This is a genomic window from Bradyrhizobium sp. STM 3566, assembly GCF_045571445.1.
GTDB lineage: Bacteria > Pseudomonadota > Alphaproteobacteria > Rhizobiales > Xanthobacteraceae > Bradyrhizobium > Bradyrhizobium vignae.
The window spans coordinates 2,928,503-2,944,980 of the sequence record NZ_CP120692.1 but is presented as its reverse complement, the minus strand read 5'-3'; the positions used below and the strand labels follow the sequence as shown (position 1 = coordinate 2,944,980).

The 16,478-nt window shown below is 64.6% G+C and carries 19 protein-coding genes; 9 read left to right on the top strand and 10 right to left on the bottom strand.

Annotation, left to right across the window (positions count from 1 at the left end; all coding sequences use genetic code 11):
- Together P6U27_RS13980 and P6U27_RS13975 are read left to right on the top strand one after the other, a co-directional pair.
- Positions 1-543 carry a lipopolysaccharide assembly protein LapB gene (locus P6U27_RS13980; RefSeq protein WP_122402641.1) on the top strand — a complete coding sequence of 181 codons (543 nt, stop codon included), beginning with the start codon at positions 1-3 and terminating at the stop codon, positions 541-543.
- A gap of 111 nt (positions 544-654) precedes the next feature.
- A complete protein-coding gene (locus tag P6U27_RS13975; RefSeq protein ID WP_122402640.1) occupies positions 655-2,040 on the top strand; it encodes a serine hydrolase in 1,386 nt (461 codons plus the stop codon).
- Here the strand turns inward: P6U27_RS13975 and P6U27_RS13970 are convergent.
- The gene (locus P6U27_RS13970) at positions 2,030-3,601 is read right to left on the bottom strand and encodes a S10 family peptidase (RefSeq protein ID WP_407194227.1); all 1,572 of its coding nucleotides are present in this window, start codon (positions 3,599-3,601) and stop codon (positions 2,030-2,032) included. The genes P6U27_RS13975 and P6U27_RS13970 overlap by 11 nt on opposite strands.
- Before the next feature lie 257 nt (positions 3,602-3,858).
- On the opposite strand from P6U27_RS13970, the gene P6U27_RS13965 reads away from it, so the two are divergent.
- The gene (locus tag P6U27_RS13965; RefSeq protein WP_122402638.1) at positions 3,859-4,638 is read left to right on the top strand and encodes an NAD kinase; all 780 of its coding nucleotides are present in this window, start codon (positions 3,859-3,861) and stop codon (positions 4,636-4,638) included.
- Here P6U27_RS13965 and P6U27_RS13960 read toward each other — a convergent pair.
- Positions 4,632-4,874 (bottom strand): hypothetical protein, encoded by a 243-nt coding sequence (locus tag P6U27_RS13960; protein ID WP_407194226.1) that lies wholly within the window; start codon positions 4,872-4,874, stop codon positions 4,632-4,634. The genes P6U27_RS13965 and P6U27_RS13960 overlap by 7 nt on opposite strands.
- 129 nt (positions 4,875-5,003) lie before the next feature.
- Here P6U27_RS13960 and P6U27_RS13955 point away from each other — a divergent pair, with 129 nt between their 5' ends.
- Entirely contained in the window at positions 5,004-5,549 is a 546-nt protein-coding gene (locus P6U27_RS13955; protein ID WP_011088265.1) for a response regulator, read from the top strand.
- Between the two features lie 29 nt (positions 5,550-5,578).
- Positions 5,579-6,157: an Hpt domain-containing protein gene (locus P6U27_RS13950; RefSeq protein WP_407194225.1), complete on the top strand. Its 579-nt coding sequence runs from the start codon at positions 5,579-5,581 to the stop codon at positions 6,155-6,157.
- 110 nt (positions 6,158-6,267) lie between these two features.
- On the opposite strand, the gene P6U27_RS13945 is transcribed toward P6U27_RS13950, so the two are convergent.
- The 4 genes from P6U27_RS13945 to folE form a co-directional block, all read right to left on the bottom strand.
- A complete protein-coding gene (locus P6U27_RS13945) occupies positions 6,268-7,443 on the bottom strand; it encodes a DUF2336 domain-containing protein (protein WP_407194224.1) in 1,176 nt (391 codons plus the stop codon).
- Between the two features lie 289 nt (positions 7,444-7,732).
- Complete coding sequence (locus P6U27_RS13940; RefSeq protein WP_162500226.1) at positions 7,733-8,752, bottom strand: lytic transglycosylase domain-containing protein; 1,020 nt, start codon at positions 8,750-8,752, stop codon at positions 7,733-7,735.
- Positions 8,753-8,898: 146 nt separating this feature from the next.
- The gene (gene hisI / locus P6U27_RS13935) at positions 8,899-9,321 is read right to left on the bottom strand and encodes a phosphoribosyl-AMP cyclohydrolase (protein ID WP_209295898.1); all 423 of its coding nucleotides are present in this window, start codon (positions 9,319-9,321) and stop codon (positions 8,899-8,901) included.
- 83 nt (positions 9,322-9,404) lie between these two features.
- A complete protein-coding gene (gene folE / locus P6U27_RS13930) occupies positions 9,405-10,097 on the bottom strand; it encodes a GTP cyclohydrolase I FolE (protein WP_122402633.1) in 693 nt (230 codons plus the stop codon).
- A gap of 233 nt (positions 10,098-10,330) precedes the next feature.
- Here folE and P6U27_RS13925 point away from each other — a divergent pair, with 233 nt between their 5' ends.
- Entirely contained in the window at positions 10,331-10,798 is a 468-nt protein-coding gene (locus P6U27_RS13925; RefSeq protein ID WP_407194223.1) for an iron-sulfur cluster assembly scaffold protein, read from the top strand.
- Between the two features lie 119 nt (positions 10,799-10,917).
- Here the strand turns inward: P6U27_RS13925 and P6U27_RS13920 are convergent, their stop codons facing one another.
- Positions 10,918-11,817, bottom strand: coding sequence for a hypothetical protein (locus P6U27_RS13920; RefSeq protein ID WP_162500225.1), 900 nt, complete (start codon positions 11,815-11,817; stop codon positions 10,918-10,920).
- A gap of 248 nt (positions 11,818-12,065) precedes the next feature.
- On the opposite strand from P6U27_RS13920, the gene yidD reads away from it, so the two are divergent.
- A complete protein-coding gene (gene yidD, locus P6U27_RS13915; RefSeq protein WP_122402631.1) occupies positions 12,066-12,404 on the top strand; it encodes a membrane protein insertion efficiency factor YidD in 339 nt (112 codons plus the stop codon).
- A 91-nt stretch (positions 12,405-12,495) separates the two neighbouring features.
- Entirely contained in the window at positions 12,496-12,702 is a 207-nt protein-coding gene (locus tag P6U27_RS13910; protein WP_122402630.1) for a hypothetical protein, read from the top strand.
- A gap of 1 nt (position 12,703) precedes the next feature.
- Here the strand turns inward: P6U27_RS13910 and P6U27_RS13905 are convergent, their stop codons facing one another.
- Genes P6U27_RS13905 through P6U27_RS13895 form a run of 3 tightly spaced genes read right to left on the bottom strand, consistent with a single transcriptional unit; the run spans position 12,704 to position 15,542 of the window.
- Positions 12,704-13,660, bottom strand: a complete 957-nt coding sequence (locus P6U27_RS13905) for a PDR/VanB family oxidoreductase (protein WP_129145227.1) — start codon at positions 13,658-13,660, stop codon at positions 12,704-12,706.
- Positions 13,657-14,178, bottom strand: coding sequence for an MOSC domain-containing protein (locus P6U27_RS13900; RefSeq protein ID WP_129145228.1), 522 nt, complete (start codon positions 14,176-14,178; stop codon positions 13,657-13,659). Before P6U27_RS13900 ends, P6U27_RS13905 begins: the two co-directional genes overlap by 4 nt.
- Positions 14,179-14,228: 50 nt before the next feature.
- Entirely contained in the window at positions 14,229-15,542 is a 1,314-nt protein-coding gene (locus P6U27_RS13895; RefSeq protein WP_129145229.1) for an MFS transporter, read from the bottom strand.
- Positions 15,543-15,899: 357 nt separating this feature from the next.
- Here P6U27_RS13895 and P6U27_RS13890 point away from each other — a divergent pair, with 357 nt between their 5' ends.
- A complete protein-coding gene (locus P6U27_RS13890; protein WP_122402626.1) occupies positions 15,900-16,457 on the top strand; it encodes a helix-turn-helix domain-containing protein in 558 nt (185 codons plus the stop codon).
- The last annotated feature ends 21 nt before the right edge of the window (positions 16,458-16,478 follow it).

The following is a 16,478-nucleotide window of genomic DNA, read 5'->3' as shown; positions in this document are numbered from 1 at the left end:
ATGCGCAAACTCTCAACGCTTGTTGTGCCGGGCCTGGTCGCCATGACGTTGGCGGCTGCGCCGGTGCTGTCCAGCGCCTACGCCGCTGGCAGCGACGAGCCGTCCTCACCGCCGAAATCGGACTCCTCGTCCAAGAAGGGCAAGAAGAAGAGCTCTTCCGTTAGCGATCCCAAATTCCTGGCTGCCTATCGCACCGCCTACGCCGCGGTCTACGACAAGCACGATTACACGGGCGCGATCGACCAGCTGAAGTCGCTGGGGCGCGACGACGTCGCCGACGTCGCCAACCTGATCGGCTATTCCTATCGCAAGCTCGGCGACTACCAGTCGTCGAAGGTCTATTACGAGCTGGCGCTGAAGGACGATCCGAACCACGTGCGCACCTGGCAGTATTACGGCCTCTGGCAGCTCGAGCAGGGCAACCGCGAACAGGCGCAGTATCATCTGAACAAGATCGCCTCGCTCGCCGGCACCGACAGCTCTGAATATCGCTCGCTTGCCGCAGCGCTCGACAAGCCGACCGGCGCGACGCTAGTCTACTGAGACCAATCGCATCTTCCGACGAAGCGGACGGGCACAACCTCAGGGTTGTGCCCGTTCTGCATTTTCGGCTAGCCTCGCGCACCCAATCCTCCCTCGCAAATTGGTTTCGCAATGGACACGTGGCTGCGATCCGCGATCGACTACATCGGCTCCTGGATCGAATTCCAACTGACGACAATCCAGCAGCCGGGCGTCATCGTGGCCTTCGCCCATCGCGGCGAGGTCGTCGCCGAGCATGCATTCGGCCTCGCCAATCTCGACACCGGCGAGAAGCTCACGCCGCGCCACCGCTTCCGCATCGCCTCCCATTCCAAGAGCTTCACCTCGGCCGGCATCATGAAGCTGCGCGAGCAGCGCAAGATCCGGCTCGACGACATGGTCGGCCAATATGTCGGCGGCCTGCATCCGCGCGTCGCCGAGACGACGATCGCGCAAGTGCTCTCGCACAGCGCGGGGCTGACGCGCGACGGCGCCGATTCCGGCCAGTTCATCGACAGCCGACCCTATCTCGATGCCAACGAGCTGCTCGCGGAATTGAAGCAGGCCACCGCAATCGAGCCCGGCACCCGCTTCAAATATTCCAATCACGGCTTTGGGCTGATCGGCCTCGTGATCGAGGCCGTGACCAAGGAGCCCTACCCGGTCTGGATCAAGCGCGAGATCATCGAACCCGCGGGCTTACGCGAAACCGAGCCGAATACGCCGCTTGCCAAGGGCACGCCGTTCGCGTGCGGTCATACGCGCAAAGTGCCGCTGGGCGAGCGCGGCGTGATCCCCGGCGACAATCCCGCACATGCGATGGCATCCGCCGCAGGCTTCGTCGCCACCGCCTCCGACACCGCCCGCTTCTTCGCGCAGCTGGCACCGAATGCGAGGAAGAGCGTGCTGTCGGTCGCGAGCCGCCGCGAGATGACGCGACACCATTGGCGCATCCCGCAGAGCTTCGAGGCCTACTATGGCTTGGGCGTCAATGCCGGCAAAACCGACGGCTGGGACTGGTTCGGCCATGGCGGCGGTTTCCAGGGCTACATCTCCCGGACCTGCGCCATTCCCGCCTGCGAGCTTTCGATCAGCATCCTCAGCAACTCCATCGACGGCGCGGCCCCGTTCTGGATGGATGGCGCGATGCAGATCCTGCGTGTCTTCCAGACCCGCGGCGCGCCCGACCGGCGCGTGCGCGACTGGACCGGCCGATGGTGGACGATCTGGGGCGCGACCGATCTCGTGCCCGCGGGCAACCGCGTGCTCGTCGCCAATCCGCAGTTCAACAATCCGTTCATGGATGCCGCCGAGATCGAAGTCACCGGCCGCGACACGGGCAAGCTCGCCTGGGCTGCCGGCTATTCCAGCCATGGCGAGCCGGTGCGCCGGGTCCGTGACAAGCGCGGCAAGATCAGCGACATCTGGATCGCCGGCGCGAATGTGAAGCCGGAAAACGCCGTGGCACGCGAGATCGCGCGCCGGTATCCGCCGCGCAAGCGAAGGCCTACTCCCTGATCAGCGTCTCGACCTCGCTCCGGAACGCCTGCCGCGATCCGTCGCGCGAATAGAACATGTGGCCGCCCGGATAGACGACGAACTTCACGCGCTGCGTCACGAAGGCCGGCAGCTGATCGAGCACTCGCTTCGTTCCGAAATAGGGCGTGGCGAGGTCGAACAGGCCGTGCGCGACGAGCACGTTCAGCTTCGCATCGGTGGCGAGGATCTGGCGCAGTTCGGAGACCGATTGCGGCGGGTTGATGCCGCGGCCGAAATCCCAGTGGCCTTCCACGGTGCCGTTCAGGACTTCATAGGAGCCGTCCGGCCGCCAGTTGAGCTTGCGCGTCAGGACGTCGACGGCCGCACTCGTCAGCGGCGCCTGGAGCGCGTCGCCCGAGGGATCGCCGAAGCGCGAGCTGCCGGAATCCGGATAGGGATCGAAGCCGCGGACCGAGCCATCGTAGCGCCCCGTCACCTTGCCGTTCTTGCGGTCGAGCTCGCGGCGAAATTCACCGACGTCGAAGCGCCCGGCGAGCCTGCGGCTGACCGCCTGGTCGATCCCGGTGAGCTCGGCGACCCTGTCGGCGAGACGATTGGTTGCCTCCTTGTCCGCCTCGCCCTTGACGAGATCGGTCAGGAATTCGCCGCGCGCGTAAGCCTCGACGTCGGCGAGGTCGGCGCGCTTGACCGGTCCCTTGGCTTCGCGCGCCACTGCGACATAGCTCGGCAGCGTCGCGACATATTGCAGGAGGCTCGTGCCGGTGAACTCGCGGAAATCGAAGAGCGGCGACACCATGATCAGTCCCCTGACGCCGATACCGTGCTGAAGCTGCAGCTGGCGCACGACCTTCGGCCCGCGAATGCCGCCATAGCTCTCGCCCGCGACGTATTTCGGCGAGGTCAGCCGGTCGTGCTTTTCGAGCCAGCGCCGGATCACGAGCGCGATCGAATTGACGTCGCCGTCGACGGAGTAGAAGGATTTGCGCGCGTCCTCGCCGCTCGCGACGAAGCGGCTGTAGCCGGTGCTGACGGGATCGATGAAGACGAGATCGGTGAAGTCGAGCCAGGTTTCCGCGTTCGGTTTCACTTCGGGCGAGGCCGAGGGCGACAGGGCCTCGCCATCGAGCGGCAGCCGCCACGGACCGGCCGTGCCGAACTGGAGCCACGCCGAGGACGCGCCGGGCCCGCCATTGAACAGGAACGTCACCGGGCGCGTCGCGCGGTCGGCACCGTCGAGCTCATAGGAGGTGACGGCGATGTCGGCCAGCGGCTCGCCCTTGCCATCGAACACGCGGATCGAACCGGCGGTCGCGGCGAAATTGAGGGTCCGGCCGGGCAGATCGAGCGTCTGCTTCGTGGTCGAATCCGGCGGCAGACGGTGTAGCTCGGCGGTCGATGACGATGTCTGCGATGCGCTCTGCGCGCCGCCACCGCGCCCCCCCTTCTGTTGTCCGGCCGGCGATGCCGTATCGGAGCGCGGCTGCGGCGGATCATCCGCGTGCGCAAAGTCCGCGAGCGCGAAAGCCGCGACCGCCAGCACCAGACTCGCGTGACGGAGCACCGGCAAGTTCGTGACCATGATCCGTTCTCCCTGCCCGGCCCTGACAGCCGGTGAGAACGGAAAGCTTAGCGCGGAATTGCGACGGTTTGGGGGATCATTGGTCTGGAGGGGCCTGAAGAAGCCGGCCAGGTTCAAATCGCCCGGTTCTGTGCTTAAATCCGGTTGCACAGTCCCTGTTAGGTTTGGCGGGCGGTCATCCTCGACAATGGATGCTTAGGTCGTATAGACGAGCCCGGCGGAACTTTTCTCCAGCAAGGCGGCCCTGCCGAGAAGCCATGACCAAGCCCTCGCGATACGACCGGATCGCCTTCGTCGCCAGCCCGAGTAACGAGGCGCAGGTCGCCTTCGGCCAGCTCACCAGGGACTATGGCAATTGCGACCCCAAGGAGGCCGACGTCGTCGTCGCACTCGGCGGCGATGGCTTGATGCTCCAGACGCTGCACCAGCACATGCACACGGGGAAGCCGATCTACGGCATGCACCGCGGCACCGTCGGCTTCCTGATGAATGAGTATTCGACGCACGATCTGCGCGCGCGGCTCGAGGCGGCCCATGAATCCGAGATCAATCCGCTGCTGATGCGCGCGACCGATGTCAATGACCACGTCCATCTGCACCACGCCATCAACGAGGTCGCCCTGTTCCGACAGACCTACCAGGCGGCGCGGCTGCGAATCCTGATCGACGAGCGCGAGCGCATGTCCGAGCTGATTGCGGATGGCATCATGGTGGCGACGCCGGCCGGCTCGACCGCCTACAATCTCTCCGCTCAGGGACCGATCCTGCCGATCAACGCCGCGTTGCTGGCGCTGACACCCATCAGCGCCTTCCGCCCGCGTCGCTGGCGCGGTGCGCTGCTGCCCAACACGGCCTATGTCGTGATCGAGGTGCTGGAGGGCGACAAGCGGCCGGTGGCAGCCGTCGCCGACCACGACGAGGTGCGCGACGTGCGCCGCGTCGAGGTGCTGTCCGACAGGACGATCGCGATGCGGATGCTGTTCGACCCCGGCCACAGCCTGGAAGAGCGCATCCTGCGCGAGCAGTTCGGCTATTGAGCCCGACAGCGCGTCATTGCTCGCACCGCCGGCTTGGTGACGACGTCGAGCTTGACGCCGCCCGAACGTGGCCGCAGCACCTTGGGCAGTTGCACGGCGACGCGCAACATCGACAGATCCGTCGTCTTGGCATCGATGCGGGCAAGCCGCGGGATCGATGTCAGCGGCACCGAGCTGCAACCGGCAAGTGTGAGCGCAGCCGCGCTCGCAAGAACGCGCACGAGGCGGTTCATCACGGACTTCTCCAGTCTTGAGTTGAACGGGACGTGCGCTACTCCGAAGGCGCCTCCAAACGCACCGGCAACCCTTCGTTAACCGCCAATGCGATATGGTTAACGAAAGTTGACCGCTTTGGCCCAGGCGTCATGTTCCGCATCGATTTCAACAAGCTGCGCTTCCTCGTCTGCGACGACAATCCGCACATGCGCCGCATCCTGCGGACGCTGCTGCATTCCTTCGGCGCGCGCGAGGTCTACGAAGCCGAGGACGGCGCCACCGCGCTCGAAATGTACAGTCATTACGTGCCCGACATCGTCATCACCGATTGGGCAATGCCGATCTTCGACGGGCTCGAGCTCGCGCAGATGATCCGGCAGCCGGAATCCAAGGGCAACCCTTACGCGCCGATCATCATGCTGACGGGCCATTCCGAGAAGCGCCGCGTCACGGTCGCGCGCGATGCCGGTGTCACCGAATTCCTGGCCAAGCCGATCTCGGCCAAGGGACTCTATCAACGCATCCTCAACGTGGTCGCCAATCCCCGCCCCTTCATCAAGACCAAGACCTATTTCGGTCCGGACCGGCGCCGCAACACCAACTCCGCCTATATGGGTCCCGAGCGCCGCGTCGGCGAAAAGCACGAGGTGCTGCAGCAGCCCTCACTGCTCGACAAGGCCCGCTCCACCATCTAGCGCAACGTCCTTCAGACGAGGCAGGTATCATGGCGAAGAACAGCGCAAAGGACATCGAGGTCAAGGCCTTCGCCACGCATCAAATCATCACGCAGCCCAACCCGCTGCGCAAGGTCCTGCGCCGCGTCGAAGCAAAGGACATGGACGATCCGGTCGGCCGCGCCGAGCAGGCGCTCGCAAGCTTGGCCGGTGAGTTCAAGGACTGGATGGCGATCGAGATCGAGAGACTGTCGGCCGCCTGGACTGCCGTGCAGAAGCATGGCTTCACCAAGGAACTGCGCGACGAGCTGTTTCACGCCGCACACGACATCAAGGGCGATGCCGCGACTTTCGGCTTTCCTTCGGCAGCGGGAATCGCCGAGAGCCTGTGCCGCGTCATCGAGCACGCGCCTGATCTGGAAAAGGTGCCGGCCGAGCTGTTCACGCACCACATCAACGCCATTCTCGCCATCGTGCACGAGAACACCAGGCTCGACAGGATCAGCGTCTCCGCCGAGCTCAGCCGCCGCCTGCGCAAGGTCGCCGACGACTATCTCACCCAGGTCAACCGCGACCGCCCCGAGCATCTCGAGGTGATCCTGGCCCCGACCATCGCGCCGGTGGATTGAAGCCTCTCTCCTCTCGTCATTGCGAGCGCAGCGAAGCAATCCGGACTGTCCCCGCGGCGGGATTCTGGATTGCTTCGCTGCGCTCGCAATGACGGAGTTTGCGGATCCGGCTACGCTGCAATCAGATCGTCGTATACCGGATCGATCGAATCATCCGCGACCAGCTCGTCGCAGAACAGCCGTGCCTCTTCGCGCGCGGATTCGGTGGCGAAGCGGCGCAGCAGGACCATCAGCGGCTCGGTGGCGCCCCGATCGGTCTCGCAATGGGTGAGCACGCGCTCGACCATGCGCCGGCGCAGCCGCACCGCGCCGTCGTCGCTATCGACGAAGCCCTGCTCGTGGCAGGCATCGAGCGCGATCTGGAATGCCGCAAACGTCGCCTCGGGAAGGCCGGCGCGGCGCAGCAGCGCGTGCAGGCTGTTGCCGCCCCGGTCGTGCAGCAGCGCGGTGACGCGTGCCAGCGGTAGGTCGGCAAGCTCGGCGAGAGCCGCATCGAACAAATCGAGATTGCTCGACAGCAGTGCGCGCAGGATCAGCCCCGCGGTCAGCTGGCCAGTGATGCGCAAATGCCGGACCAGGTCTTGCATGTCCTCGCCGCGCGAGCGCGCCGCGATGTTCATGGTGGAGCGGTCGCGTGCCTCGATCGTGATGCGGTCCGCGCGGTCGGCGCTCAGCCAGTTCCGCGCCACGACGAATTGCGCCAGCGTCTCCGAGAGCTTTGCCACCAGCGCGGCACGCGTTGCGGCCGGAAGGTCCTCCAGCACCAGCATCGCCTCGCGGATTGCTGCGAGATGGCCGTGACGCTCGACGATGCGGTGCCAGGAGAACGGAGCCAGCTCCGCGTGGGGATTTTCGATCAGCTCCAGTGCGGCAGCCGCGCAGCCGACTTCGGCGATCGCGGCGCAGACCGATACCGGCAACGCGATGCGGCGGGCCACCGCACATTGCACCTCCTCGTTGCCGGTCGCGACGATATCGACGAGATCGGCGTCGATCAGCAGCGGAGAATGTTCGAGCACGGGCAGCGCGACGCTCGGCTGATCTGCCGACAAGACCCGCACGATTGCGGCGGGCGCATCAAGGCTGCGGGCAAAGGCCTGGGCCATCGCCTGCCGCACCAGCGGCGAGGGATCGTCGAGCAGCATCAGAAGCGCGCCTTCGGCGGCGATGCGGTCGTCTGCAGAAAGGTCCGAGATCAGCCAGGCCCGCGCCAACGCCCGTGTTGCCTCGGCCCGCTCGCCGGCGGGCGCCGTCCTGATCCAATGAATGAACTGCCGAACAATCATGCTGCTTCCGGCTTACACAACAAACGAAAATGGTGACGGCTCGTCACTTGCAACACAAAATAAACCACGACGCTTAACAAAGCGTTCACCATAACTGGCTGGTTTTATTGATGATTTGTTAAGGGAACAAAGGCGCCCGCGAGCCGTGCCCCCGGGACGCTGCGCAGCATGCAAGTAATGCGCTGCTGAGCCGGATGCCCAGAGTTCAGAGAGCGGAGCTTGTTGCGCGGGTCCCGGCTCTGCCAGCAGCGTTTCACGCTGCAGCGCGTCCGGGACACGAGCGCGGACACTAGCTCGAGAACGTACCGCTGCGATCGCTGAAGAGATCGAGCGGCTGCGGCGGCCGCACATCCGGCGTCACTGATGCGACTGACGTAAGAGAGGCATTGTTGCCCCACAATTTCTGCACCGTCGCCGAGACCGGCTGCGTGGCGTCGCCGGGCTGATAGATCGAACGAAACACCGGCGTGCTCGGGACGTTGTCCGCGACGGAGCTTGGCGAAGTCGCACTGACGGGCGTCACGGCGCGTGTGTTCGGGAAGGTCTGAAGATAGACGGCGTTGTCGATCACCGGTGCAGTCGGCTGCACGCCGTTCGCGCTCGCGACCTCAGTTGTCGACGGCGTGCCGCCATACATCGCCATCGCGCTGCGCGTGACTTTCGAATTCGCTGCACTGGCGTAACGTGCGTCGAGCACCGAGTAGACCTCGGAGACACTGCGGGCGCGGCCGTCCCTGGCGTAGAAGATCGAGCGGTTGGCGGCAGCCGCGTTGGGAAACAGCCGCGCGCCGACCGCTTGCGGATTGTCCTCGGCATTGGCGATCAGTTTTGCGGCCCCGCCGACGCCCATGAAATGCGCCATGTAGAGCTCGCTGTCGCTTGGCCTGCGGCCAAGCAGACCGGTGAGCTTGAAACTATTCGACTGCGTCAGCGCTGCCGCCATGGTGGATGCGGCCTCCGGGTCATCGCGCAGCTTCATGATCGACCGCTTCATGACGGGGTCGCTGACGGTATAGGTGCCCGACGATGTCTTGGTGATGGCGTCGGCGAAGCTGCCATAGCCGAGCTGGGCGCCCGCCTCCTTCACGGTGCCGAGCCAGGTCTGGTCGATGAACTGATAGAGCCCGTGCGCGGACGAGGTGGTGGCGCCTGCGGTCGGGTCGAAATCCGATTCCATCTTGGCGGTGGTCAGCATGTACTGGAAGCTGACGCCGGAGATATTCGAGGCCTGCTTGATCGCGCCGGCGACGCGCGCCCGCGACGGATCGAGTCCGGCCGCCTGCGTGGCACTGGAATTGTCGATCGACATGATGAAGTGCCCGCCCCGTGCGGCGTTGCGGCACCGGCAATTCGGCGCCCGTCGTCTCACCGTGGGACAGGTATGGTTAATGCGGGGTTAATTGGACGCGAATGGTCATTCCGGGGCGAGACGGTGCGAACCCGGAATGACGGACGTCACTTCTTATAGACCGCGTCGGGATCGAACAGCCGCTTGGCGTCCGTGAAGACCAGCTTCGCTCCCCCGCCCTCGGCCTCGACCTTGCGGTAGAAGCACGACCGCCGCCCGGTGTGGCAGGCCGCGCCGATCTGCTCGACGCGGATCCAGATCGCATCCTGATCGCAATCGGTGCGCATCTCGATGACGCGCTGGGTCTGACCTGAGGTCTCACCTTTTCGCCACAAGGCATTGCGCGAGCGGCTGAAGTACCAGGCCTCGCCGGTCGCAATCGTCTTGCGCAGCGCCTCCTCGTTCATGTGCGCGACCATCAGCACGTCGCCGGTGGCGACATCGGTCGCGACGCAGGTCACGAGGCCGCTGGCGTCGAACCTGGGCAGGAAGGCAAGACCTTCCTCGATCTCATGGGAGTGAACGGACACGGGACCCTCGCGCGAGCATGATCCGGAAAAGTGTGAAGCGGTATTCCGGAAAGATCATGCTCAAAAAATAAAGCCTCGCGAGGTCAGCGCGTCGTGCCTCGCACCAGGGACAGGAAACGGGCCTGCTCCGCCGGATTGTCGCGGAACATGCCGGTGAAGCGGCTGGTGAAGGTGGAGGCGCCATGCTTGGCGACGCCACGCACCGACATGCAGGTATGCTCGGCCTCGATCAGCACCGCAACGCCGCGGGGCTTGAGGATCTCGTCGATGGCCGCGGCGATCTGCGCGGTCAGGTGCTCCTGGGTCTGGAGCCTGCGGGCGAAGATGTCGGTCAGGCGGGCAAGCTTGGACAGGCCGACCACGCGTTCCACCGGCGTGTAGGCGATGTGCGCCTTGCCGTAGAACGGCATCATGTGATGCTCGCACTGCGAGGTGAACTCGATGTCGCGCACCAGCACGAAATCGTCATAGCCAGCGGTCTCGCCAAAGGTGCGGTCGAGCACCTCCGCCGGGCACTGGTGATAGCCCTGATAGAGTTCGTCGAAAGCCTCGACGACGCGGCGCGGCGTGTCGAGCAGGCCTTCGCGCTGGGGGTTCTCGCCGATATAGGCGAGCAGTGTCTTCACCGCCGCTTCCGCCTCGGCGCGCGCGGGGCGCGGCTGGTCGGCGCGGACGGCGGCTTCGAGGAATTCGGCAGGGTCAAGCTCGGCCGGGCGGCTCTCGGGCTGCCGGTCGGAGGGCTTGTTGGGGCGGATGGATTTGATTGCAGCGTCCATTTCGACTCCGTTCGACGGCCTTACGGCCGGAGTGTCACCGGCAGACGGGGCGGCCAAGCCGCCGGACGCCTGAAGAGAACAATTGAAGCCGGTGGAAAATATCCTCACCACTAACGTCGGCCGCGTGGGTCTGCCCCCCGCTGGACTGTTTTTCCGCCGGTTCCGCCCCTATATAGGACCGTGGACGCCGCCCGCCAAGGCCGATCGGGTGCGGAAGTGCTGGACTCCATCACATGCTGAACGACATCTACAACAAGCGGATCATCGAACTGGCCGGGAATATTCCGCGCCTCGGACGGTTGTCGGACCCGGACGCCTCCGCAACCGCCCACTCGAAGCTGTGCGGCTCGACCGTGAAGGTCGATCTCAAGATGAGCGGGGACACCGTCACCGACTTCGCCCATGACGTGAAGGCGTGCGCCTTGGGCCAGGCCTCTTCATCCATCATGGCAAGTCACGTGGTCGGCTCGACTGCGAGCGAGCTCCGTGAGTTACGCGAAACCGTTCGTAAGATGCTGAAGGAGAATGGCGCGCCTCCTGAAGGCAAATGGGAAGAGATCAAGTTCCTCGAGCCGGTCCGCGACTACAAGGCGCGCCATGCCTCGACGCTTCTCACCTTCGATGCCGTGGTTGATGCCATCGGTCAGATCGAGGCGAAGATCACGGCCAAGCCCAAGCAGCCGGCCGCAGCGCAGGGCTGAAACCCCTCTCCGTCATTCCGGGGCGATGCGCAGCATCGAACCCGGAATCCCGAGATTGCAGCGCGAGATTCCGGGGTCGCGCCACGCGCGCCCCGGAATGACTGCCAGAATTTAAGAGCTTATTTCTGCGCCGCCGTAGCCGGCGCTGCCGCGCTGCCGGTCGGCACCAGGGCTTCCGCCGTCTTGGTCGACTTGGCAGGCTGCGCCTGCTGCGGTTCCGCGCCGAACCTGGCCTGCGTCTTCGGTGCAAGCTCCGCCATTGCCGGCGCTGAGATGTCCACATGCGGAAGCACATCCGCCACGAGATCGGTCGTGACCAGATTTGTGAGCTTGAGCTCGCCGGCATCGAGCTCGTGCAGGTCTTCCCAAGGCGGAACGCTGAGCGCAAGCGACAGCAAATCGCCGGCGCCGCCCATGTCGAAGGTGTATTTGGCGAGGCGGCCGATGTCGCGTTCCACGATCATCAGGTCCTGCGCGCTGTAGCTCGCCGCCTTGGCATCGTCGGCCCGGTCGCCCATCCAGATCTGATGGACGCGAACATGGGCGGCTTCCGGCACGTAACGCTTCTGGCCGGCCAGCAGCAGGAACACGCACATGGATTCGCAATAGGCTTCCGGCGCGACCGTCGGGCGAGCCGACTGCCCGCCGCGGAGGCTTACGCCGACAGTGGTCAAGAGCCCGAGATTGCGGAAGCGGCGGCCGAGCGTGATCGCGTCATTGACGGAACCGCCGCTGGAGTCGAGCACCACGGTCGCGCCGCCGAGCTGGCGTCCACGCGAAAACTCTTCGAATGCTTTTGGCGTATCGGCAGTGATGATGCCGACTGCACTGATCCAGCCGCGGCAGTTGGGCTCGCAGGCGACCCAGCTGAACTTCATCGGCAGCTTGCGCTCCTCGAGGGCAGCGCCAGCTCGAGCCGACGATCCGAATGTCGCGACGGCGCCAGCCAACGCGATTCCGCAGACGGCGGTTCCCACCAGCAACCAGCCGCGAAGATCAAGGGAGTTCAGAAGTCTCAATCTGGTTCCTTCCCCAAGCCCCAAAGGTCCCTAAACAATCCCCGGTAGCGCCCTCTGAGTCCATCATACAGGCGTATGTTTCTACACATGGGCGTCACGAAAATGGTATCCGTGGGAATACAGATCGTCCACAGATACTTGCTGCACTGCTCCCAAAAAGCACGCAAAATATGGCGCGCAAACAACAGCTTACGGTTCCCTGCGCCGGAACCGTGCAACACCTCGATCAACATCGCAGCAAAACGCACATGAAGCATTCAGCCTGCGAGCATTGTTCCGGTTCCATCGAAGGCGTGCTCCGGCTGCCGCGCAGATTCGGCCGCGCGCTGATCTGGCTGTATCGCCACACGCTGTCGCCCCTGGTCGGTTACAACTGCCGGCATTTGCCGACCTGCTCGGTCTATGGCGATGAGGCGATCGAACGGTTCGGGCTCTGGGCCGGCGGCTGGATGACGCTCGCGCGCCTGCTCCGCTGCAATCCGTTCGGCACATCCGGCATCGACAACGTGCCCCTCACCGCGCCGCACGGCGCACGCTGGTATCTGCCGTGGCGGTACGGCCGCTGGCGCGGGGTCAATGCATCCTGACGTTTGCGCGGTGCTTTGTGCATCGCTGCCCTGACCGGAACCGGAACTTTCTGCTCGCGTTGTTTTGATGCTCCCACGGGAGGAAACAACAATGCGCTGGAAAATCAGCCCTCATTTTCACTTCAAGCCTGGTCCGAATTTCAGTCACAGGGGACACGATCCCAGAACCATCGACCTGCTCGCCATCATCGCCCTGCTCGCGCTCGTCCTCGGCTCAGGCTGGTATCTGGCGAGGAGCCTTGCGACACAGCCAAGCGCGACGACGTTCATCGTGCCGAGCCAGAGCGTGCATTGGTAGCTCAGAGGTCCAGCACCAGCCGCTCGGCGTCCGAGCCCGCCACGCAAACCATGAGATAGCGCTCGCGCTCATAGGGCGAAAGGATGCGGTCGCGGTGCACCGGCTGGCCCTCGATCCATCCAACCTTGCAGGCGCCACAGATGCCGCCGCAGCAAGACGCCGCGACGTCGATGCCGCCCTCCTGCAATGCGGCGAGGATGGTCTGGCCGGCCCGCACGTGAATCTCGGCGCCCGAGCGCGCCAGTGACAGGGTGAACGGTTTGGCGTCGGGATCGATGACGGGTGACGGTGCGGTGAACCGCTCGATGTGGACACTCGCCGCGGGCCACGCTGCGGTCACCCGCTCGAAACTCTCGATCATGCTTTCCGGGCCGCAGCAGGCGACCACGGTCTCAGACCCGCCCTCTCCGACGAGCGCGGCGAGATCGGGACGCCCAGTCCGGGATGTCCGATGCACGATGATGCGCCCCTGTTCGACCAGCGAGCCGAGTTGCGCGGCGAGCGGAACCTCCTCACGCACGATCAGATGCAGCGTGAACTCGGCTTGCTGTGTCCGTTCGAGATGCCTCGCCATGGACAAGAACGGCGTCACGCCGATGCCGCCGGCCAGAAACACATAACGCGCGATGTGAGCTTGCGGCTCGATGCCGCCGCGCGGCAACGACACGCCGATGACGTCGCCGATGCCGATTTCGTCATGCAGCGCCCGCGAACCGCCGCGTCCATCCGCTTCGCGCTTGACCGCTATGGCATAGCGCGTGTTTTCCGCGGGCTCGTTGCACAGCGAATAGGTGCGGACCAGCCCGTTCGGCAGATGCAGATCGATATGCGCACCGGGCTTGAACGGCGGCAATTCCCATCGGTCAGGATCGGCCAGCGTGAACAGCTTGACACCTGCCCCAGCCTCCTCGATGCCGGTAACGACCGTCTTGACTGTCGTGATCGGGCGCGCGCTCATGCCGCATTCCGCACGATGTCGCCAACCCTGACGATGCCGCCTCGCAGGATCTTGCAGTTGAGGCCGGAGCGATTGATCAAGGGGTCGAAGATCGCCTTGCCAGTGATCTCCTCGATATGCCGGCACGGCACCGACAGGCGCGTCGCTTCCAGCAGGGTCTCGCCCAGCCAGAACCGGCGGCCGACGAGATGATTGAGGGGCACACCCTCCACCGTGACGTTACGCCGATGCTCCTCTGGGCCGAGCTCGATCCCCGCGTCGCGCTTCAGCGCGACCAGCGTCTCGAGTTCGAACAGCGTGACCTGCCGGCCTTCTTCCGGCTTGTGCGAGTAAAAACCCTCTTCTTTGCCGATCATGTAGCGGTCGCCCTCGATCCCCTTGCCGGCGACGAGGGTGAGGGTCTCGGCTGCACGCATCGGCAGGAACGCGCGCGGGGCAAGATGGAGGAAGCGCACCACGCCGGTCCAACCGAGCTGTGCTGCACCCTGCGCCGGACCGGCGCTCATTGTATCGAGCATGACAAATCCTTTGAGAAGGTGTGGCGCCGCCGGCAGCGGCGCCGCGGGGATCAGGTCAGTTCCTTGTTCGCCATCTCCGGCGCGAACGTGGTCGCGATCGCAGTGATGGCGGCGCAGGCGATCAGCAGCAGCGAGACCGGCCAGGTTGCTCCACCACTCCAGGCCATCAGAGAGGCTGCAATCAACGGCGTCAATCCGCCGCTCAGCGCCGCACCGACCTGGAACCCCAGAGAAGCGCCGCTGTAACGCAGACGCGCGGTGAACAGCTCGGAGTACCAGGGCGCGCCGATGCCGAACATGACCATCTGACCGAAGGTGATCGCGACCACGATGGTGCACACAACGATGGCCGGATCGCGGGTGTCGAGCAGCCAGAACAGAGGGAAGGCAAACAGCGCCGAGAACAGGCAGCTCGCATAGAACATAGTCTTGCGGCCGACGAGGTCGGACAGCCAGCCGAACAGCGGGATGGCAAGCAGCGCGACCAGCGACGCGGCGAACGCCCCGTTCAGCACCACCGCGCGCGGCAAGCCGAGATTGGCGGTGGCGTAGGACATCACGAACACGCCGCCAATGCTGGCATAGGCGATTTCAGAGATCTTCAGACCGACCGCGGTGAAGAATGGCCGCCGGTGATGCCTGAAGATCTCGAGCAGTGGCAGGCTTGCGACTTCCTTTTTGGCCTGGACCTGACGGAAGGCCGCTGTCTCTTCCATGTTGAGGCGGATATAAAGACCGACGCCGACTAGCAGGATCGAGATCAGGAATGGGATGCGCCAGCCATAGGCCATGAAGTCGCTTTCCGGCAGGCTCGCCACCAGCGCGAACATGCCGATCGCGGCCAGATTGCCGATGGGATTGCCGACCTGCACCATGCTGCCGAGCAGGCCGCGGCGGTGCGTCGGGCAATTCTCCACCACCATCAGCACGGCGCCGCCCCATTCGCCGCCGAGGCCGATACCCTGGAGAAAGCGCAATCCGATCAGCAGCACCGGCGCTGCAATACCGATCTGCTGATAGGTCGGAAGCAAGCCAATCAAGAAGGTACCGAGGCCCATCACCATGATCGTGATCGCGAGCATCGCCTTGCGGCCAACCCTGTCGCCGTAATGGCCAAAGATCGCAGCCCCAAGCGGCCGCGCCAGAAATCCGACGGCATAAGTGCCGAAGGCCGCGATGGTAGCGAGCGTGGCGTTACCGGCGGCGAAGAACACCTTGTTGAACACCAGCGCGGTTGCCGTGCCGTAAATGAGGAAGTCGTACCATTCGACCGCGGTGCCGATCACGCTCGACCACACGATCCGCCGCAAGCTCGCCGCCTCGTCCGGCGCCACGTTCAGGGTTACGTCGTCTGCTACGGTCATCGATCTCTCCAAAAGGTACCGGCGCCTGGGAAAAGCAGTTGGTTCGGTCCGTGGCGCCCATCGGCGGCCACGACGGTAAAGATCGATCATGTTTACTAATAGAAATCAACGCAACGAAACACGGCAAATGCCGACGATCGCGGCAAAGTCGACGAATTGCACTCACATTCGGCTATTTTCCGCGATATGCCAGTTCATCTGCTCATATTATCTGCGCCTCTGCCTGAAATTTCCGCCCATACGTTTTCCTGTGGAATACACATGCCGCCCACCGGCGGGGCGGCTTGCCGGCCGCCGGGCTGGCAGTCCGGCGCCATCTGTTGCAAAAAAGGCCTGAGCTGTTCGGGAGATTCATGCGTGCTTGACATCAGCAAAGCCACGGCGGTCGGGGCCAACATCCGCGCGGCGCGGATCGCCAAGGGCCTGACGCTGGACCAGCTTGCGAAGAAGAGCGATCTCACGCGAGGCTACATTTCGCTGGTCGAGCGCAATCTCAAGATCCCCTCGCTTGCCGCTCTGCTTCGGATGGCCGCCGCCCTCGAGGTCAATGTCGCCAACTTCTTCGACCCGAACGCCGAGCCGGCGCCGCGCTACACGCTGTTCCGCCGCCAGGACGGCAATGTGCCGCTGTTCCAGGACACGTTTGGCGTGGTCCCGCTGGCGACCGGTCGCACCCGCAAGATGATGGAGCCATTTCTACTGAGCCCACCGCACAAGGCGGCGACGCGCGCCTCGCATGCGGGCGAGGAGCTGCTGTTCGTCATCAACGGCAAGATCGCGATCAAGCTCGACGGCGAAGAGCTCGTCCTCGGCAAGGGAGATTGCCTGTATTTTTCAGGCGAGACGCCGCATGAGGTCAGAAGCCTCGGCCGGCAGAAAGCCGAAGTGCTGGTCGTCGTAGCCCAGATCTCGTGAGGCCCGACCTCTGCAAAGAGC